We start from the raw sequence: 17,853 nt of genomic DNA on the forward strand, positions 1-17,853 counted from the left end.
CCTCAAGGCGCGGCTTGCGCCTCAATGGTGGTCATACGCAGGTGGGCAAACCCCAGCTTACCGGCCGCATCCATAGCGGTAATCACCGCCTGATGTTGCGCCTTGGCATCGGCACTGATGATCAGTGGCAGGCTGTTATCGCCCTCCGATTCTTTCTGCAGCGCCGCCATCAGGCTTGGCAGATCACTTTTCAGCAACTGCTTGGCATTCAGCGAATAACTGCCATCAGCGGCGATTAGAATTTCCAGCTGTTTCAGTTCTGTCTGTTCCGGCGGCGTGCCACTGGCCGCTTCCGGTAGATCGACCTTGAGCTGGGTCTCCCGGGTAAAGGTTGTGGTGACCACAAAGAACAGCAGCAGGATAAATACTACGTCGATCAACGAGGCCAGGTTGATCTCGACGTTCTCCCGCGGTTTGCGCCGGAATTTCACGCCTTATCCTCGCCCATGTCGACATCACGGTCGCCCTGTACCACCTCGACCAAGCGAATGGCTTCCTGCTCCATGCCCACAACCAGCTCATCAACCCGGCGCTGCAGGTAACGGTGGAAGAACAGTGTTGGAATAGCCACCATCAAACCCGCTGCGGTGGTGATCAGCGCCTTGGAAATACCGCCCGCCAGCAATGCTGCGTTGGCCATGCCCGAGCCCATAAAGGAGCTGAAAATCTCGATCATGCCCAGCACAGTGCCGAGCAAACCCAGCAGTGGTGCAATACCAGCGATAGTGCCCAAGGCATTGAGGTAGCGCTCTAGGTCGTGAATGACCCGGGCGGCGGCCTCCTGAATGCACTCTTTCATGATCTCGCGACCATGCTTGGAGTTGGCCAACCCTGCGGCAAGAATCTGCCCCAACGGCGAGTTGGCGCGCAGCTCCTTGAGCTTCTGGTTATTCAGTTTTTTATCTTTGATCCACTTCCATACCTGCCCCAGCAGGTTGGGTGGGGTGATGCGGCTCGGCCGCAGCGTCCAGAGGCGTTCGGCAATGATGCCGGCCGCAGCGATAGAACACAGAATGATCGGCAGCATCATCCAGCCGCCAGCTTTTACCAGTTCCCACACGGTGGCAAATCCCCTTCACAAAAGTGGCGCCACTCTAGCATAGGGTCGCGACGTCGCCGACCGCCGCCGTTCTCATTTTTCCCGCCAAAAGCGTGCATGGTCACGCAAACCCTGCGCCTGCTCGAATGCACCTAAGTGAATCCGCACCGCACCGTGCAACGCAGTGTCGTACAGACGCGCGCCCTGCGCTCGGTAACGGGCGACCACCTCGGCATGAGGATGCCCAAAAGTGTTGTGCGCACCGCGGGAAATCAACACCGACGATGGTTTAACCTGCGCCAGCAACGAGGTGGACGATGAGCTGCGGCTGCCATGATGGGGGGCCAACAACCAGTGTGCCGGCATCGACAGACCGCTGCTTAACAGGGCCCGCTCAGCCTGGCTGTCTATATCCCCTGTCAGCCACAAGCGCTCACCATTGGCCTCGACACGCAACACGCAGGACGCCTGATTGCCATTGGTGGCGTCAGTCCATAGCCAGGTGCTGAAGCGCACGCCTTCCCACCGCCAATGAGTACGACTGCACGACTGAGCCTCTAACGAAGGCGCCAATTTATCAGGCTCGCCACTGAGCACGCGCAGGGTCGGTAAACCTCGCGAGACTGCGACGCCACCCCCGGCATGATCGTTATCGGCATGGCTCAGCAATAGCAGGTCGAGCCCGCGCACATCTAATGCGCGCAAGGACGGCAACACGACTCGCTCGCCGGTATCAAACTCGCCAAAGCGTGGACCGGCGTCATACAACAGCTCGTGCCCCTGGGTCCGTACTAGCACTGCCAGCCCTTGACCCACATCCAGCATCCACACCTCCGCCCGCCCATACTCAGGTCGTAGCTGCGCAGAGAACAACACAGGCAACAGCATCAACACACCCAGACTGCGCACTGGCAGAGCAGCAGGCAGGAGCAATACCAGCGCCCCAACCGACACCAGCAGCCAGGCCCAAAATGGCAAAGCACTGGGTAACCATGCCGGCAGCCACCAGGCCAGTTGCGTGAGTAGCGTGAACAGCAGATGCAACAACCAGCCAGCACCCTCAAGCAACGCAGCACCGACCCCAGCCACGGGCAGCAATAGCGTACCGAGCAATGCTAAGGGCACGATCAGCAGACCCACTACAGGTACGGCAACCAAATTAGCCAATGGCCCACTGGCACTTACCGGCAAGCCAAGCGCTAAGAGTAACGGCAACAAACCAATGGCCATGGCCCATTGCGCGCGCAGCAAGGTTCCCCACCAAGACCAGGCGCCCAACCGGCCACTAAAAATCAGAATCAAAAGCAGCACAGCGCCAAATGACAACCAGAATCCTGGCTGCAAACTGGCCAGTGGCTCCCACAGCAACACCGCCAGCAATGCCAACAATAAGGGTAACCACACGCCAAGATGACGAAAGCGCCAGCGCCAGAGCAATACCAGAGCCACCATCGCGCACGCACGCTGCACAGGCACCTCGAACCCGGCCAACAACCCATAAACCAGTGCACCCGCACAGGCCAATACGCAAGCACAGGGCAGCCAGGGCCAGCCACGCGGCCACACACCTAGGCGCGCCAGTCCGGCGACAAGGCCATACAAAAGTGTCGCCAAAAGACCGATATGCTGGCCGGAAATCACCATTAGGTGCACCGTGCCGGTGTTTTGCAGCACCTGCCAGTCCGTTGCCGACAACCCTGAGTCATCACCTAGCACCAAAGCGGCCAACGCCCCTGCACGGCCATGCGCAGGGGTTGCCAAAACGCGCTGACGCACGCGGTCACGCCATGCACCGGCACCGCTTGCAGGTGTAAGCAGCTCGCCACTTTTCACCGTACCCGTCGCGCCAATGCGTTGCGCCAACAGCCAAGCTTCGTAATCAAATGCTTGAGGGTTGACTAAACCATGAGGGCGCTTAAGCCTTACCGCTAAACGCCAAGTCTCCCCCGCACGTATAGCAGGCCCGCCATACCAAGACAGGCGCAATCGGTCCGGCAATTTATCGCGACGTGAAACCGCCTGTTCAATTTGGAAACGCACCACTCCATCAGTCACCTCGGGCAGACCGACCACCTGCCCTTGCAGCCAGAGGGTACGGGCATCTAGCTGCGGCGCCAGACGATCATCCAGCGCCCACTGTGCGCATACACAGGCCCAAGTGAAACCAAACAGCAACAAGGCGATGGGATAACTGCGAAACGGCAATAGCATCACGCCTGCTGCCGACAGAACAGCCAAAAGCCAGAACGGTGGCAGGGCCGGAAGAAAGCGCAGCACCAACAGCCCAATTACCAGCGCCAAAATTCCTGTACGCATAGACTCGCTCCATGAGTCAGATACAACATTTAGCCTGCCGGGCAGCTTGTGCATATTTGCTGTCACAAAGTGTGAAAGCAGGCTGCCATCAATGGGTGCATAATGTCGGCGCTTTTACCCGTCAGAGAGCCTTCATGCCGCGTCGTTTATTCAAGCGCTACATGCCCAACCCAGACCGCATCAAGGGCAGTAAATCCCTGCGCTTTCTGGGCAGCCTAATTCATGACCCCAATCTCTGGCATCTCAACCGCCATTCTGTTTCCCGAGCCATGGCGATCGGCCTGTTCTGGGCAATGATTCCTATGCCCATGCAAATGGCAGCCGCCGCTGTGATGGCGATACCACTGCGGGCCAACCTGCCGATCTCGATTGGTTTGGTATGGTTGACCAACCCGATCACCATGCCTCCCGTGTTCTATTGCAGTTATAAGTTTGGCGCCTGGTTGATCAACACCCCTACCCTGCAAATGCCTGATCACATCACCCTTCGCTGGGTCGGCCAAGTTTTGCAAACCCACTGGCAGCCGCTGCTGTTGGGCTCATTTGTACTGGGCATAGCGCTGGCATTGATCGGTTACTTCGCCACTAATGCTTATTGGCGCTGGTGGGTACGGCACAACTGGCGCAAACGCCAGGAAAAGCGCCGCCAACACGACGCGCAAAACTGAAATAAAAAAGCCGTTACTGAGTAACGGCTTTTTTATTTCAGGCAGATTAGCCTATTCGTAACGCAACGCATCAGCGGGTTGAATCTGCGCGGCACGCCAGGAGGGATAGACAGTGGCGAGAAAGCTTAGGCTGAAGGCTGCCCCACAGATCAACAGAACATCCGAGAGCAGCAACTGCGATGGCAAATTGCTAATGAAGTAGACATCCGAGCTCATGACCTGCTGCCCACTCAAACGCTCAATCCAACCCACCAACTGGCTGACATTGAGCGCAGCCAGAATGCCCAGCACCGCACCAATTAACGTGCCGACAACGCCAATAACCGTGCCCTGCACCATAAAGATGCCCATGATTTGCCCCGGCGTGGCACCGAGCGTTCGCAGGATGGCAATGTCCGCGCCCTTGTCTGCCACCACCATGATCAACGTGGCAATGATGTTAAACGCGGCCACCGCGACGATCAGCAGCAAGAGCAGACCGATCATGGTCTTTTCCATTTTCATCGCGCTGAACAAACTGCCCTGGGTCAGGGTCCAGTCAGTGGCGTTATAACCCGCGCCCAACTCGCCGATAATCTGCGTGGCCACCTGCGGCGCCTGGTACAGATCCTTCAGCTTCAGGCGCACACTTTGCACCTGACCCGGCTGCATACGCTGGATATGCGCCGCATCAGCGACGTGAATCAAGGCCAGCGAGCTGTCCAGCTCGGCGCCCACCTTGAAGATACCCACCACATTCAAGCGCTGCATGCGTGGGCTGATACCGCCCGGCACGCTGCTCAGTTCCGGCACGATCAGCGCGAGTTTGTCGCCCACACGTAGCTGAAAGCGCCGAGCGGTAATCTCGCCAAGTACCACACCGAACTCACCTTCGCGCAGGTCGCTCAAGCGACCTTGCTGCATATGCTGATCGATGATCGACACCTGCGGCTCCAACGCCGGATCAACACCATGCAGCTGCACCGGCTGCATGGCACCGCGCACTGAAAGCATCCCTTCCAGCTCTGCGAACGGCACGGCAGCCAGTACCTGCGGGTTATTTTTTGCCGCGTCAGCTACCCGCTGCCAATCATCCAGTGGCTTAATACCGGCGATGCTGGCGTGCGGCACCATGCCGAGAATGCGCGTGCTCATTTCCTTCTGGAAGCCATTCATCACCGATAGCACCACGATCATGGCCAGCACACCCAGGGCCAGGCCAATCATCGAGGTCATCGAGATAAAGGAAATAAAGTGGTTGCGCCGCTTGGCCCCGGTATAGCGGATACCGATAAAAATACTCAGCGGACGAAACATCAGGCAGCCACCAGCTTGCCGTCTTCCAGACGCAGGATGCGGTCCATTTGCTGAGCCAGCTGCATGTCGTGAGTGACCACCAGAAAGGCCGTTTGCGACGACGTGCTCAGCTCTTTCATCAGGTCCTGAATGCCTTGCGCTGTGTGGTGATCGAGGTTGCCGGTGGGCTCATCGAGCAGCACCAGACCCGGCTGATTGACCAGCGCTCGGGCAATCGCCACACGCTGACGCTCACCACCGGAAAGCTCCGATGGCTTATGCGCCAAGCGATGGTCCAAACCAACCCGCTCCAGCAGTGCGCTGGCGCGCTGGCGCGCCTCACTGATCGGCGTACGGCCAATCAGCAATGGCATGCACACGTTCTCCAGTGCGGTGAACTCTGGCAGCAGATGGTGAAACTGATAAACGAAGCCGAGGGCACGGTTTCGCAGCAGCCCGCGCTGCTTTTCATTTAGCGCAGACAACTCCTCGCCGGCCAGCCAGACACTACCGGTGCTCGGCGTATCCAGCCCACCGAGCATATTCAGCAAGGTGCTCTTGCCTGAACCAGAGCTGCCGACAATCGCCACACGCTCGCCGGGGTGCAGTTCAAGCTGCAGGTCCTGCAGCACCACCACCGATTGCGGACCCTCGTCATAGCTTTTACCGAGGTTGCGACAACTCAACACTGCACGATCTTGCATAACCGAATCACTCATAACCTGATCATTCATAACGCAGGGCCTCCGCAGGCTGGGTGCGCGCTGCGCGCCAGGCCGGATACAGGGTGGCGAAGAAACTTAGAATCAACGCCGCAGCGCAAACCAGCAACACGTCGTTCAGCTGGAGTTGCGAGGGCAGATAATCGATGAAATACACATCGGCATTAAGAAACTTGATGCCCAACAGATGCTCCAGCCCGGCAATCGCGCTGCTGATGTTCAGCGCCGCGAGGCAGCCCAGTACGGCACCAATCGCGGTGCCGAACACGCCGATCACCGTGCCTTGCACCATAAAGATCGCCATGATCTGCCGTGGCGTCGCCCCAAGGGTGCGCAGAATAGCGATGTCACCTTTCTTGTCGGTGACCACCATGACTAGGGTAGAAATAATATTGAAAGCGGCCACTGCAACGATCAGCAGCAACAGCAGGCCAATCATGGCTTTCTCCATGCGAATCGCCTGATAGAGATTGCCATGGGTGCGGGTCCAGTCACGGGCGTAGTAATCGCCCTCGCCCAAGGTTTGCGCCAACGCCCAAGCCGTACGCGGGGCCTGGAACAAATCAGCGAACTTCAGGCGAATGCCTTGCACGTGATCGGGCTGCCAACGCTGCAAGCGCGCCAGATCCTGCACGTGGGTTAGCGCCAGATGCCCATCGATCTCGCCGGCGCCCACATGAAAAATACCGACCACCGTAAAACGCTTGAGGCGCGGAAACATACCCGCAGGGGTGACGGTGACTTCCGGGGCGACAAAGGTGACCTTGTCGCCCATGCTGACTCCAAGTTTGGCGGCAGCTTTGTCACCCAGCACCATGCCGAACTCGCCGGGCTGCAACGCCTCAAGGCGGCCTTGCTGAAAGAAATTGCCGATGATCGATACCTTGGCCTCTTCGACCGGGTCGACAGCATTGATCAGCACTTTCTGCACCTTGCCATCGCTGGTCAGCAAGCCCTGCATCTGGCTAAACGGCGCAACCGCCAGCACTTGCGGGTTGCTCTGCGCCTTGTCGGCCAGGCTGCGCCAGTCCTTGATCGGCGTGGCGCTCTCGACGGTGGCGTGCGGCACCATGCCGAGCACGCGGGTGCGCATTTCATGATCGAAGCCGTTCATCACTGACAGCACCAGAATCATCACCAGCACACCAAGCGCCAGCCCGATCATCGAGGTCAGGGAAATAAAGGATACGAAGTGATTGCGACGCTTGGCCCGCGTGTAACGCGTGCCTATAAATACAAACAGAGGTCTGAACATGTCGGGGGCTGATTCGAGGGAAAAAGAAACGTCCTTGTGGCGGGGCTAGGCGAGCAGCTTTACACTCTGACCACTACTGCTGCCATGGGTTCGCCATGCCGACTCAAGATGAAGATGATCGCCGCGAATACTATCGTATCGACGATACGATCGCACTGGAATTCACCCTGCTCTCGGGCCCAGAAGCCCTTGCCAGTGATGAGCTTCACGACAACTCGCCGTTGTTCAACCTGCTTAGCGATCTACACCTGATGGACTTCGAGTCGCAGCACTTGCTGCGGCACATAACGGAGCGCGATCGCACATTGGCCAATTACCTTAAGGTAATGAACAAGCGTATCGACTTGCTCGGCCAGGCCGTTGCGCAAAGCCTGCTGCGCGATATTGGTACACCGCGCAAAGTCAGCCTGTCCGAGGGTGGCGTCAGCTTCAATAACGCCCAGCCTGTCAGCCTCGGTGCGCACCTGGCTCTGAAGATGGTGCTGATGCCACAAGCCCTAGGCCTGCTGCTGCGGGCCAAAGTGGTGCATTGCCAGCAGCTGCCATCGCAACAATTCGAGATTGGCGCAGAGTTCGAAGCCCTCACCGACGCACAACGTCAGTTGTTGGCTCGGCATATCCTGCAACGCCAGGCCCTGGAACGCCGCCAGGCCCGCGAACAGCCCCTGTAACCCTGATAGTGAGCCGCCATGCCGCGCTTGTTTCTGCTACTCGCCCTACTCCTAACTGTCGGCGCGCATGCCGATACCTTGCAAATCCCTATCGGCCAGCAAGGTGCCGGCGAGCTGCGCCTGCCACAGCTCGGTGAGTCGCAACGTGCGGTGCTGGAGCGCTTCGGCCTGGCCGATGAAGAGCATCCCAGCGTTGGTAACCCGCCAATCACCCGCTGGGACTATCGTGAGTTCAGCGTCTACTTCGAGCACACCCATGTGATCAACAGTGTGCGCCATCATCAGCCTGGCGCAGCCCTGCCGAATAAGGAGCAACAGTGACAGTCATCTACGGACATCGCGGCGCCAAAGGCGAGGCCCCAGAAAACACCCTAGCCAGCTTCCAGCAATGCCTGCAGCATGGTGTTCACCGCTGCGAATTGGACCTGCACCTGTCGCGTGATGGCGAGCTGATGGTGATTCACGACCCGACTCTCAAACGCACCACAGGCCGCCGCGGCAAAGTGGTTGAGCATGTTGCCGCCGAACTGGTGACCCTTGATGCGCGCAAAGGTGGGCCTGGCGCCGTAAACCCCTGCCCAATCCCGCGCCTGGAAGAGTTATTCCAGCAGTGCGATTTCGAGCACTGGCAACTGGAAGTCAAAAGCGCCTCAAAGGTTCGCTCCGCGCGCATGGTCAAGGCCATTGCCGAACTGGCCGCGCGCTACAACCTGGCGGAAAAAGTCACCGTTACTTCCAGCTCACGGGAAGTGCTGAGGGCCTTGCAAAACCTGACGCCGCATCTGCAGCGCGGCCTGGTCGCTGAAAACGCCTGGCTTGACCCACTGAAAGTCGCCAAACATTACGGCTGCCATCTGTTGGCGTTGAACTGGACACTGTGCACCCCGGAGCGCCTGTTGAAAGCGCAGAAAGCCGGCCTGCATGTATCGGTGTGGACGGTCAACGAACCGGCGCTGATGCGCCGCCTGGCGGACTTCGGTGTGGACAGCATCATCACCGACTTTCCGGGGATCGCCGTACAGACACTGAGCTGAATACCTCAGCCCAACCTTCATGCATAAAAAAACCGGCCGCCAGGGCCGGTTTTTCGTTAAGCCTGATCAGAAACTTTCGCGATTAGGCCAACGCCAGTCGCAGGAGTCGCTGAACGGGTTCTCCCCGGCCGGCTCAGGCCACCGGCCGGAGCCGCTCAAAAAAGCCGGTTGAGGCCGTCAAACGCCGCTACCCGATAGGCTTCCGCCATGGTCGGGTAGTTGAAGGTGGTATTGACGAAGTACTTGATGCTATTCGCCTCGCCCTTCTGGTTCATGATCGCCTGGCCGATATGCACGATCTCTGAAGCTTGATAACCAAAGCAGTGCACGCCCAGGACTTCCAGGGTCTCGCGATGGAACAGCAGCTTGAGCATGCCCACCGGTTCGTGGGAAATCTGCGCCCGCGCCATGCCCTTGAAAAACGCCTTGCCGACTTCGTAGGGAATCTTGGCCTGGGTCAGCTCGCGCTCGGTTTTACCAATCGAGCTGATCTCGGGAATGGTGTAAATACCGGTCGGCACGTCATCGACGAAACGCCAGCTGCCATTGTCAACAATGCTGCCGGCAGCCGAACGACCTTGGTCAGCAGCGGCACTGGCCAGGCTCGGCCAGCCGATTACATCGCCCGCGGCATAGACGGTCGGCACCTCAGTACGGTAAGTCTCGTCGACTTCAACCTGACCACGGCTGTTGACCTTGATGCCGATATTTTCCAAACCCAGCTGGTCGGTGTTACCGGTACGGCCGTTACACCAGAGAAAGGCGTCAGCCTTGATTTTCTTACCGGACTTGAGGTGCAGAACCACACCGTTCTCCACCCCTTCAACGCGCTCGTATTCTTCGTTGTGGCGGATCAGCACATTGTTATTGCGCAGGTGATAGCTCAGCGCGTCGGAGATTTCCGCATCGAGGAAGCTCAGCAACTGATCACGGTTATCGATCAGATCGACCAACACGCCTAGGCCACTGAAAATCGAGGCGTACTCAGAGCCAATCACGCCGGCGCCGTAGATGATGATGCGGCGCGGGGTGTGGCCCAAGCTGAGAATAGTGTCGCTGTCGTAGACACGCGGGTGCTGGAAGTCCACGTCCACCGGGCGGTAAGGCCGCGAACCGGTGGCAATGACGATCTGCTTGGCCACCAGTTTTTCCACCACGCCATTGGAGCAGACCACTTCGATGGTGTGCTCATCGGCAAAACTGCCGGTGCCGAAAAACAAGTCGATGCGATTGCGCGCGTAATAGCCAGTACGAGAAGTGACCTGCTTAGCGATTACCCGTTCGGCGCTTTTCAGCACATCGGGGAAGGAGAACCAGCGTGGCTCGCCGATCTGGCGAAACATCGGGTTGGTGTTGAATTGCATGATCTGCCGTACCGAATGGCGCAATGCCTTGGACGGGATGGTGCCCAGGTGCGTGCAGTTGCCGCCGACTTCACGGCGACTGTCGACCACGGCCACCTTGCGCCCAGCCTTGGCCGCGTTCATTGCCGCGCCTTCTCCTGCAGGGCCAGAACCCAACACCACTACGTCGTAGTTGTAGACCGCCATGTTTACTCCTTTGGATCACACCGGAGCACTTGTACCGTGCTCTCGGCAGGGTCAGCACTGCACACGCAGCCTGACAATCAATGCATCTGCTGCAGCCTAGCCCTTGGGCGGCCGCAGGGCGATTAGCGCTTCGTCGCGTCGTAGGCCAAAGCGCTTGTATCAGGGGCCGACTCACTGTTGATTTCTTCGCACTTCTCACGGCTACCGCCGCAGATCGAACATTCTTTCTCGATCCCAAGGTTAGCAATACCGCCGCAAGAGCCGGCGATGGGCTTGCCCCCCATGATCACACCGATAGCCATCATGCCGACTACCAACAGCATGACTAGAAACACCACTAAAAAGGTCATTGCTCTTCTCCTGCAGCAAATAGCTGCTCGAAAGCCTGCGTTGTCTGTGTGACGAAGGCGTCACCTTCACGGGTCACGAAAAATGCCGCAATCCCCATTTGCTCGGCAAATGCCAAGCCACGCTCAGTGCCCATCACCATAAGCACTGTAGACAAGCCATCGGCGCGTAAGGTCGATTTATCCACCACCGTGACCGCAGCTAACCTGTGGGTAATGGGTGCACCGGTCAATGGATCGAGGGTGTGCGAGTAACGCCGTCCATTTTCCTCGAAGTAATTACGGTAATCACCCGAGGTAGAAACGCCATAACCATCCAGCGCCAATACCCGCTGGGCAACCCGCTTGCCCTCTTGCGGCGCTTCCAGACCGATGCGCCACGGCTGACCATCGGGCTTTTTCCCCGCGGCCTTGAGTTCACCGGTAATTTCAACCAGGTAACTACTAACGCCCAACTCCGTCAGACGTTGCACCACCCGATCTACGGCATAGCCGGCGGCAATGCTGTTGAAATCCACTTGAAGGTCGACGTCTTTACATAGCTGCTCGCCGACACGTCGCACATGCTGCATACCAATACGCTCACGAGCGCTCGCGAGTTGTTCAGCCGTGGGGACTTTCTCAGCCCGGGCCTTAGGCCCAAAACCCCAAAGATTCAGCAACGGCTCCAGGGTCAAATCGAAAGCACCCTGGCTTTGCTCATGAAGCACCCGCCCTGCTTCGATCAATTCCAACACGGCGCTCGGCATGGCCTGACAGCTGCCGACCGGCGCCTGATTGAATTGCTCGATAAGGGAATCGTCACGGTAGGTCGACATTTGCTGGTCGATCTCAGCCAGGATGGCGTCAGTCTCACTCTTTAGCAGGTCGAGGCTTGGCGAATCCGAGCGGTGTACATACTTGATCGAATAGGTGCTGCCCATCGTCGGGCCGCCGAACTCTTCTACCCGCTCTGAAACCAAGCAGCCCGTTAGGGCTACCAGCAAGCTGATAGCAATAACGGGCCGTAGTACCGCATAGAGCATAAATCAGCCGCCGAAGTCGTCGAGCAGGATGTTCTCCTCCTCCACACCTAAGTCGACCAGCATCTTGATCACTGCCGCGTTCATCATGGGCGGGCCGCACATGTAGAACTCACACTCCTCCGGAGCCGGGTGGTCCTTCAGGTAGTTTTCATAGAGCACGTTATGGATAAAGCCTTTTAGGCCTGTCCAATTGTCTTCCGGTTGCGGGTCAGACAGTGCCAGATGCCACTTGAAGTTCGGGTTCTCGGCCTGCAACTGATCATATTCTTCGTTGTAGAAGGCCTCACGCATGGAGCGTGCGCCATACCAGAAGCTGATCTTACGGGTCGACTTCAAACGCTTGAGCTGGTCGAAGATGTGCGAGCGCATTGGCGCCATACCGGCACCACCACCGATAAACACCATCTCGGCTTCGGTTTCTTTGGCGAAGAACTCACCAAACGGGCCGTACACGTCGATTTTGTCGCCCGGCTTGAGGCCGAACACATAGGACGACATCTTGCCCGGCGGCAAATCATCTTTGCCCGGTGGTGGCGAAGCAATACGGATATTGAACTTCACCAGGCCGACTTCTTCCGGGTAGTTGGCCATGGAATAAGCGCGGATAACGGTCTCTTCAACCTTGGATACGTACTTCCATTGGTTGAACTTGTCCCAGTCACCACGATATTCCGGCTGAATGTCGAAGTCCTTGTAATGCACTTCGTGCGGCGGGCACTCCAACTGCACATAACCACCGGCGCGGAAGTCGACGCTCTCGCCTTCCGGCAATTTCAGCGTCAGCTCCTTGATGAAGGTGGCCACGTTGGGGTTGGACTCAACGGTGCATTCCCACTTCTTCACGCCGAAGACTTCTTCCGGCACTTCGATCTTCATGTCCTGCTTGACCGGAGTCTGGCAGGACAAGCGCCAGCCAGCCTTGGCTTCGCGACGGGTGAACGCGGCCTCTTCGGTCGGCAGCATTTCACCACCGCCGTGCTCGACCACGCACTTGCACTGGGCGCAGGTACCGCCGCCGCCGCAGGCCGAAGACAGAAAGATATTGTTGGCCGCCAGGGTCTGCAGCAACTTGCCGCCAGCCGGTACCACAATGGTTTTTTCGCCGTTGATCTCGATGCTCACGTCGCCACTGGAAACCAGCTTGGCGCGTGCCGCAAGAATGATCAGCACCAACGCCAGCACAATGCCGGTGAACATGCCGATGGCGATGAAAATCTCTACATTGATCATTTCGTCATCCCTTCCTTACAACTGCACGCCGGAGAAGGACATGAAGCCCAACGACATCAGACCGATGGTGATAAAGGTGATGCCCAGACCCTGCAAGCCCGCTGGTACATCGCTGTACTTGAGCTTCTCGCGAATCCCCGCCAGCGCAGCAATCGCCAACGCCCAGGACAAGCCAGAGCCGAAGCCATACACGGTACTTTCCGCCAGGTTGTAGTCACGCTGCACCATAAACAGGGTGCCGCCCATGATGGCGCAGTTAACCGTGATCAGGGGTAGGAACACGCCAAGTGCGTTGTACAGACTGGGCACGTACTTATCCAAGAGCATCTCAAGGATCTGCACGATGGCCGCGATCACACCGATGTAGCTGAGCAGCCCGAGGAAGCTCAGGTCCACTTCCGGCAAACCGGCCCACGCCAGTGCGCCGTCTTTCAGCAGGTAGGTGTAGATCAGGTTGTTCGCCGGCACCGTGATGACCTGCACCACGATAACTGCGATACCCAGGCCAATTGCCGTCTCTACTTTCTTCGAGATGGCAATAAAGGTGCACATACCAAGGAAGAACGCCAGGGCCATGTTCTCAACGAACACCGCCTTGGCCAGCAAGCTGAGATAGTGCTCCATTAGTAGGCCTCCTTATTCGAGACTTGCGAGGCCATTTTGAAACTTGGCTTCTCGACCTGATCTTTCTTCCAGCTACGGATAGCCCAGATAAACAGGCCAATCAGGAAGAACGCTGAAGGCGGCAGCAACAGCATGCCGTTAGGCTGATACCAACCACCGTCGTTGATCACAGGAATGATCTCGTAGCCCAGCAACTTACCCGCACCGAACAGCTCACGGATGATGCCCAGCGCTACAAGGAAGGCGCTATAGCCCAGACCGTTACCAATACCGTCGAAGAACGACAACACCGGCGGGTTCTGCATGGCAAAGGCTTCAGCGCGACCCATCACGATGCAGTTGGTGATGATCAGACCGATAAACACCGACAGCTGTTTGGACAGGCTAAAGGCATACGCCTTGAGCACCTGATCCACCACGATCACCAAGGATGCGATGATCACCATCTGCACGATCATGCGAATCGAGCTAGGGATCTGGCTGCGGATCATCGAGATAAACAGGTTGGAAAACCCGGTTACCAGGGTCAAGGCAATCGACATTACCAAGGCAGTTTGCAGGTTCGAGGTGACCGCCAAGGCGGAACAGATACCCAGAATCTGCAAACCAATCGGGTTGTTGTTGAAGATTGGGTTGAGCAAGACTTCTTTAATAGTCGGCTGCGACATGATCAAGCCTCCCCTGCGCGCAATTTAGCGATAAACGGAGCAAAGCCGTCTTCACCCATCCAGAACTTCATCAGCTGGTCGACGCCATTGCTGGTCAGCGTTGCCCCGGCAAGCGCATCAACTTGATGCACGGCCTTTGGGCTTTTCGGGTCTACGCCACCTTTAACGACGGCGATGGCCACGTTGCCATCCTCGGCAAAGATGGTTTTCCCTGGCCACAGGCTCTTCCATTTCGGGTTATCGATTTCACCACCCAGACCCGGTGTTTCGCCGTGCTGGTAGAAGCCAAAACCACTGACGGTGTTGAGATCCGCTTTAAGCGCAACAAAGCCATACAGCGTTGACCACAGGCCCTGGCCACGAATCGGCAGCACCACTTTATCCAGCTGGCCATCGGCCTGAACCAGATAAACGATGGTGTAGCGCTCGCGACGCTTGAGCTTGGCCAGATCCTGCTCCACAGTCAGGGCAATCGACTCGCTCGGGTCTTTTGCGCCTTGCAGCGGCTCATATTTGATCGGGTCTTTGGCGTCACTGAAGGTGCCTGTTTCCAGGTCAACAATCTTTGCCGTGATGCGCTCGTCAAACAGCGCCTTGGCTTCTTTACCGCTCATTTCTGGGTTGCCCAAGCCGGCAATCGCCAAAATGCTGCGCTGCTTATCGAGCAGACGGTTGTCCGTCTGGGTCGGCTTCAGTGCAATGGCGGCGCCGGCAACAAACACCGAGCAGACCAAACACACCAACAGGGCCACAACCAGGGTGCGGGCCGTGGATTCTTTTTGACTAGACATTGCGTGCCAGCCTCCGCTTGATATTGGCTTGAACGACGAAGTGGTCGATCAGCGGTGCAAACAGGTTGGCGAACAGAATCGCCAGCATCATGCCTTCTGGGAACGCCGGGTTGATCACGCGGATCAACACCACCATCACCCCGATCAGCGCACCGAAAATCCACTTGCCGGTGTTGGTCATGGACGAAGACACAGGGTCGGTCGCCATAAAGAACATACCAAAGGCAAAACCGCCCACTACCAGGTGCCAGTACCACGGCATGGCAAACATCGGATTGGTTTCGGAGCCCAGCATATTCAGCAGCAAGCTGAAGCCGATCATGCCCAGCATCACGCCCGAGACAACACGCCAGGCAGCAATTTTGGTGATCAGCAATACCCCCCCGCCGATCATGATCGCCAAGGTGCTGGTTTCACCGATCGAGCCGTGAATGGTGCCGACAAAGGCGCTCATCCAGGTAACGCCGTTACCAATGAGGTTTTCCACGCCACCGGCAGCCGCCAGGCTCAACGAGGTTGCACCGGCAAAGCCGTCAACAGCGGTCCATACCGCATCACCGGACATTTGTGCTGGATAGGCGAAGAACAGGAAAGCACGACCCGCCAACGCTGGGTTGAGGAAGTTCTTGCCGGTACCGCCAAACACTTCCTTGCCGATCACCACGCCGAAGCTGATGCCCAGCGCGACCTGCCACAGCGGAATGCTGGGCGGCAGAATCAGGGCAAACAGCACCGAAGTGACGAAGAAACCTTCGTTGACTTCATGCTTGCGGATGGAAGCAAACAGCACTTCCCAGAAACCGCCAACGATAAAGGCCGTCGCATAAATCGGCAGGAAGTACGCCGCGCCCTGGATAAAGTTATCCCACAGGCTACCCGGGTCAAACCCGGCCAGCGAGCCGATCAAGGCGAAGCGCCAGCCTTCCTGCGCCGCCAGCAGCTCAGGGCTGTTAGCGAAGATCAGGTTGGCCTGATAACCGGTGTTCCACATACCGAAGAACATCACCGGGAAGGTGCACAACCACACCGTGATCATCATGCGCTTGAGGTCAATGCCGTCACGCACGTGGGCGGTGGTTTTGGTTACGCTGCCAGGACGGTAAAAGAAGGTGTCGACAGCTTCATAGAGGGCGTACCAATTCTCGTACTTGCCGCCTTTTTCGAAGTTGTGCTCGATTTTATCGAGGAATGCTCGAATACCCATGAGTTAACCCTCCTTCTCGATGCGGGCGAGGTTGTCGCGCAGGATCGGGCCGTATTCATACTTGCCAGCACACACATAGGTGCACAGCGCCAGGTCTTCTTCGTCGAGTTCAAGGCAGCCGAGCTTCTGCGCCATCTCGGTGTCACCAACGATCAGATAACGCAGCAGTTGCGTCGGCAGGATGTCTAGCGGCATCACCGTTTCGTAGTTACCCACCGGCACCATGGCGCGCGGGCTGCCGTTGGTGGTGGTAGAGAACGCGAACGTTTTCGCAGCCATCAGCTTGGAGACGAAGATATTCATCACCGAATGCTTGTTCACCCCTGCACGCAGGTAATGCATCAGCTCGCGCTCGTTACCTTCAGACAGGCAGGACACCTGTAGGTGATAACGGCCGAGGAAGGCAAAAGCCCCCTGCGCAGTACGGCCACCCAATACCGAACCAGAGATTACCCGATTGAACCCAGGCTGCAGCTGGCCAGCAGCCAACTCACTGAGGTTTGCACCCAGACGAGTACGCACGAGCCGAGGCTGCTCGACCACAGGGCCGGCCAACGCCACGACGCGCTCAGTCCAGAGCTGCCCGGTGGTAAACAATTTGCCGATGGCAATCACATCCTGATAGTTGATCGACCAGACGCTCTTGGTGGCGCTGACTGGATCAAGGAAGTGGATATGCGTGCCTGCAAGCCCAGCAGGGTGTGGGCCAGCGAAGGCCTCGGTGTGCACATTGTTCAGCTGTTCACCCGGCAGGCTGGCACCTTCAGCCTTGCAGAGGAACACCTTGGCCAGATTACTCAGCACCTGCAGACCATGCTCAAAGTCGGCGGCGTACTCGGCAATCACGACTGCAGGGTCGGCGGCCAGCGGGTGTGTATCAATGGCCGTCACGAAAATCGAGCGCGGCTGAGCATCAGCGGCCGGCACTTTGCTGAACGGGCGGGCACGCAGTGCGGTCCACAGTCCCGATTGCAGCAGGATTTCACGTACTTTGGCGTCGCCAGCAGTTGCCAGCTGGTCCACTGCGATCTGATCGAAGGTGATTTGCTCATCGCCCTCAACATCGATGACCACGGACTGCAACACACGCTTCTCGCCACGGTGAATGGCGCTGATCACGCCTGCGGCTGGAGCGGTGTAGTGCACGCCTGGCGACTTCTTGTCCGAGAACAGCACCTGGCCAAGTTTGACCCGATCACCGACCTGAACCTCCATCGAAGGCTTCATACCGTGGTAATCGAAGCCTATGACAGCGACGCTACGCACGGGCCTTGCAGCCTCGATGCGCTGCACCGGCACGCCTGTTATGGGCAAATCAAGCCCATGTTTTATTTTGATCATAGGTTTGCCTAACCACTGATTTATAAGCTTTTTTAGAATACGGACGACACCAACGCAGAGAAATGCGGCGCAACGCCAGAAAATAGATCGGAC

General features: G+C 57.7%; 19 protein-coding genes. 4 read left to right on the plus strand and 15 right to left on the minus strand.

Features of this window, described 5'->3' with window-relative positions; all coding sequences use genetic code 11:
• Nucleotides 1-2: 2 nt before the first annotated feature.
• The 3 genes from D8779_RS18940 to D8779_RS18950 form a co-directional block, all read right to left on the minus strand.
• Nucleotides 3-431: an ExbD/TolR family protein gene (locus D8779_RS18940; RefSeq protein WP_136666064.1), complete on the minus strand. Its 429-nt coding sequence runs from the start codon at nucleotides 429-431 to the stop codon at nucleotides 3-5.
• The gene (locus tag D8779_RS18945; protein ID WP_136666066.1) at nucleotides 428-1,060 is read right to left on the minus strand and encodes a MotA/TolQ/ExbB proton channel family protein; all 633 of its coding nucleotides are present in this window, start codon (nucleotides 1,058-1,060) and stop codon (nucleotides 428-430) included. The genes D8779_RS18940 and D8779_RS18945 overlap by 4 nt, the downstream gene beginning before the upstream one ends.
• A gap of 72 nt (nucleotides 1,061-1,132) precedes the next feature.
• The gene (locus D8779_RS18950) at nucleotides 1,133-3,355 is read right to left on the minus strand and encodes a DNA internalization-related competence protein ComEC/Rec2 (protein ID WP_240789766.1); all 2,223 of its coding nucleotides are present in this window, start codon (nucleotides 3,353-3,355) and stop codon (nucleotides 1,133-1,135) included.
• A 134-nt stretch (nucleotides 3,356-3,489) separates the two neighbouring features.
• Between D8779_RS18950 and D8779_RS18955 the strand changes: the two genes are divergently transcribed.
• On the plus strand, nucleotides 3,490-4,023 hold the full coding sequence (locus D8779_RS18955) for a DUF2062 domain-containing protein (protein ID WP_136666068.1): 534 nt from the start codon (nucleotides 3,490-3,492) through the stop codon (nucleotides 4,021-4,023).
• Nucleotides 4,024-4,074: 51 nt separating this feature from the next.
• Here the strand turns inward: D8779_RS18955 and D8779_RS18960 are convergent, their stop codons facing one another.
• The 3 genes from D8779_RS18960 to D8779_RS18970 are packed head-to-tail and all read right to left on the minus strand — an operon-like array spanning nucleotide 4,075 to nucleotide 7,275.
• A complete protein-coding gene (locus D8779_RS18960) occupies nucleotides 4,075-5,319 on the minus strand; it encodes a lipoprotein-releasing ABC transporter permease subunit (protein ID WP_136666069.1) in 1,245 nt (414 codons plus the stop codon).
• Nucleotides 5,319-6,002, minus strand: coding sequence for a lipoprotein-releasing ABC transporter ATP-binding protein LolD (lolD, locus tag D8779_RS18965; RefSeq protein WP_167492603.1), 684 nt, complete (start codon nucleotides 6,000-6,002; stop codon nucleotides 5,319-5,321). Before lolD ends, D8779_RS18960 begins: the two co-directional genes overlap by 1 nt.
• Nucleotides 6,003-6,024: 22 nt before the next feature.
• Nucleotides 6,025-7,275 (minus strand): lipoprotein-releasing ABC transporter permease subunit, encoded by a 1,251-nt coding sequence (locus D8779_RS18970; RefSeq protein WP_136666072.1) that lies wholly within the window; start codon nucleotides 7,273-7,275, stop codon nucleotides 6,025-6,027.
• Between the two features lie 95 nt (nucleotides 7,276-7,370).
• Between D8779_RS18970 and D8779_RS18975 the strand changes: the two genes are divergently transcribed.
• From D8779_RS18975 to D8779_RS18985, 3 genes are read left to right on the plus strand one after another with little or no spacing between them, the layout of a single operon-like run.
• Nucleotides 7,371-7,946 carry a PilZ domain-containing protein gene (locus D8779_RS18975; RefSeq protein WP_136666074.1) on the plus strand — a complete coding sequence of 192 codons (576 nt, stop codon included), beginning with the start codon at nucleotides 7,371-7,373 and terminating at the stop codon, nucleotides 7,944-7,946.
• 18 nt (nucleotides 7,947-7,964) lie between these two features.
• A complete protein-coding gene (locus D8779_RS18980; RefSeq protein WP_136666076.1) occupies nucleotides 7,965-8,267 on the plus strand; it encodes a phosphodiesterase in 303 nt (100 codons plus the stop codon).
• The gene (locus tag D8779_RS18985) at nucleotides 8,264-8,980 is read left to right on the plus strand and encodes a glycerophosphodiester phosphodiesterase (protein WP_136666077.1); all 717 of its coding nucleotides are present in this window, start codon (nucleotides 8,264-8,266) and stop codon (nucleotides 8,978-8,980) included. The genes D8779_RS18980 and D8779_RS18985 overlap by 4 nt, the downstream gene beginning before the upstream one ends.
• 155 nt (nucleotides 8,981-9,135) lie before the next feature.
• On the opposite strand, the gene sthA is transcribed toward D8779_RS18985, so the two are convergent.
• The 9 genes from sthA to D8779_RS19030 all read right to left on the minus strand — a co-directional run bounded on the left by sthA (nucleotide 9,136) and on the right by D8779_RS19030 (nucleotide 17,760).
• Nucleotides 9,136-10,530: a Si-specific NAD(P)(+) transhydrogenase gene (gene sthA, locus D8779_RS18990; RefSeq protein WP_136666079.1), complete on the minus strand. Its 1,395-nt coding sequence runs from the start codon at nucleotides 10,528-10,530 to the stop codon at nucleotides 9,136-9,138.
• A gap of 122 nt (nucleotides 10,531-10,652) precedes the next feature.
• The gene (gene nqrM, locus D8779_RS18995) at nucleotides 10,653-10,880 is read right to left on the minus strand and encodes a (Na+)-NQR maturation NqrM (protein ID WP_136666081.1); all 228 of its coding nucleotides are present in this window, start codon (nucleotides 10,878-10,880) and stop codon (nucleotides 10,653-10,655) included.
• Nucleotides 10,877-11,902 (minus strand): FAD:protein FMN transferase, encoded by a 1,026-nt coding sequence (locus D8779_RS19000; RefSeq protein WP_136666082.1) that lies wholly within the window; start codon nucleotides 11,900-11,902, stop codon nucleotides 10,877-10,879. Before D8779_RS19000 ends, nqrM begins: the two co-directional genes overlap by 4 nt.
• Before the next feature lie 3 nt (nucleotides 11,903-11,905).
• Nucleotides 11,906-13,132 (minus strand): NADH:ubiquinone reductase (Na(+)-transporting) subunit F, encoded by a 1,227-nt coding sequence (gene nqrF, locus D8779_RS19005; RefSeq protein WP_136666084.1) that lies wholly within the window; start codon nucleotides 13,130-13,132, stop codon nucleotides 11,906-11,908.
• A gap of 15 nt (nucleotides 13,133-13,147) precedes the next feature.
• Nucleotides 13,148-13,756 carry an NADH:ubiquinone reductase (Na(+)-transporting) subunit E gene (nqrE, locus tag D8779_RS19010; protein ID WP_136666086.1) on the minus strand — a complete coding sequence of 203 codons (609 nt, stop codon included), beginning with the start codon at nucleotides 13,754-13,756 and terminating at the stop codon, nucleotides 13,148-13,150.
• Nucleotides 13,756-14,430 carry an NADH:ubiquinone reductase (Na(+)-transporting) subunit D gene (locus tag D8779_RS19015; RefSeq protein ID WP_205895849.1) on the minus strand — a complete coding sequence of 225 codons (675 nt, stop codon included), beginning with the start codon at nucleotides 14,428-14,430 and terminating at the stop codon, nucleotides 13,756-13,758. The genes nqrE and D8779_RS19015 overlap by 1 nt, the downstream gene beginning before the upstream one ends.
• Nucleotides 14,427-15,215, minus strand: a complete 789-nt coding sequence (locus D8779_RS19020; RefSeq protein WP_136666090.1) for a Na(+)-translocating NADH-quinone reductase subunit C — start codon at nucleotides 15,213-15,215, stop codon at nucleotides 14,427-14,429. Before D8779_RS19020 ends, D8779_RS19015 begins: the two co-directional genes overlap by 4 nt.
• Nucleotides 15,208-16,419 carry an NADH:ubiquinone reductase (Na(+)-transporting) subunit B gene (locus D8779_RS19025; protein WP_136666092.1) on the minus strand — a complete coding sequence of 404 codons (1,212 nt, stop codon included), beginning with the start codon at nucleotides 16,417-16,419 and terminating at the stop codon, nucleotides 15,208-15,210. The genes D8779_RS19020 and D8779_RS19025 overlap by 8 nt, the downstream gene beginning before the upstream one ends.
• Before the next feature lie 3 nt (nucleotides 16,420-16,422).
• Nucleotides 16,423-17,760 (minus strand): Na(+)-translocating NADH-quinone reductase subunit A, encoded by a 1,338-nt coding sequence (locus tag D8779_RS19030; RefSeq protein WP_136666094.1) that lies wholly within the window; start codon nucleotides 17,758-17,760, stop codon nucleotides 16,423-16,425.
• Nucleotides 17,761-17,853: the final 93 nt, after the last annotated feature.

Source organism: Pseudomonas leptonychotis, assembly GCF_004920405.1.
In the GTDB taxonomy this organism is placed as follows: Bacteria; Pseudomonadota; Gammaproteobacteria; order Pseudomonadales; family Pseudomonadaceae; genus Aquipseudomonas; species Aquipseudomonas leptonychotis.

What these genes read in the sequence shown, in the direction of transcription:
- D8779_RS18950 (WP_240789766.1), bottom strand. Translation starts at nt 3,355, where the DNA reads ATGCGTACAGGAATTTTGGCGCTGGTAATTGGGCTGTTGGTGCTGCGC.
- D8779_RS18955 (WP_136666068.1), top strand. Translation starts at nt 3,490, where the DNA reads ATGCCGCGTCGTTTATTCAAGCGCTACATGCCCAACCCAGACCGCATC.
- D8779_RS18960 (WP_136666069.1), bottom strand. Translation starts at nt 5,319, where the DNA reads ATGTTTCGTCCGCTGAGTATTTTTATCGGTATCCGCTATACCGGGGCC.
- lolD (WP_167492603.1), bottom strand. Translation starts at nt 6,002, where the DNA reads ATGCAAGATCGTGCAGTGTTGAGTTGTCGCAACCTCGGTAAAAGCTAT.
- D8779_RS18970 (WP_136666072.1), bottom strand. Translation starts at nt 7,275, where the DNA reads ATGTTCAGACCTCTGTTTGTATTTATAGGCACGCGTTACACGCGGGCC.
- D8779_RS18975 (WP_136666074.1), top strand. Translation starts at nt 7,371, where the DNA reads ATGCCGACTCAAGATGAAGATGATCGCCGCGAATACTATCGTATCGAC.
- D8779_RS18980 (WP_136666076.1), top strand. Translation starts at nt 7,965, where the DNA reads ATGCCGCGCTTGTTTCTGCTACTCGCCCTACTCCTAACTGTCGGCGCG.
- sthA (WP_136666079.1), bottom strand. Translation starts at nt 10,530, where the DNA reads ATGGCGGTCTACAACTACGACGTAGTGGTGTTGGGTTCTGGCCCTGCA.
- nqrM (WP_136666081.1), bottom strand. Translation starts at nt 10,880, where the DNA reads ATGACCTTTTTAGTGGTGTTTCTAGTCATGCTGTTGGTAGTCGGCATG.
- D8779_RS19000 (WP_136666082.1), bottom strand. Translation starts at nt 11,902, where the DNA reads ATGCTCTATGCGGTACTACGGCCCGTTATTGCTATCAGCTTGCTGGTA.
- nqrF (WP_136666084.1), bottom strand. Translation starts at nt 13,132, where the DNA reads ATGATCAATGTAGAGATTTTCATCGCCATCGGCATGTTCACCGGCATT.
- nqrE (WP_136666086.1), bottom strand. Translation starts at nt 13,756, where the DNA reads ATGGAGCACTATCTCAGCTTGCTGGCCAAGGCGGTGTTCGTTGAGAAC.
- D8779_RS19020 (WP_136666090.1), bottom strand. Translation starts at nt 15,215, where the DNA reads ATGTCTAGTCAAAAAGAATCCACGGCCCGCACCCTGGTTGTGGCCCTG.
- D8779_RS19025 (WP_136666092.1), bottom strand. Translation starts at nt 16,419, where the DNA reads ATGGGTATTCGAGCATTCCTCGATAAAATCGAGCACAACTTCGAAAAA.
- D8779_RS19030 (WP_136666094.1), bottom strand. Translation starts at nt 17,760, where the DNA reads ATGATCAAAATAAAACATGGGCTTGATTTGCCCATAACAGGCGTGCCG.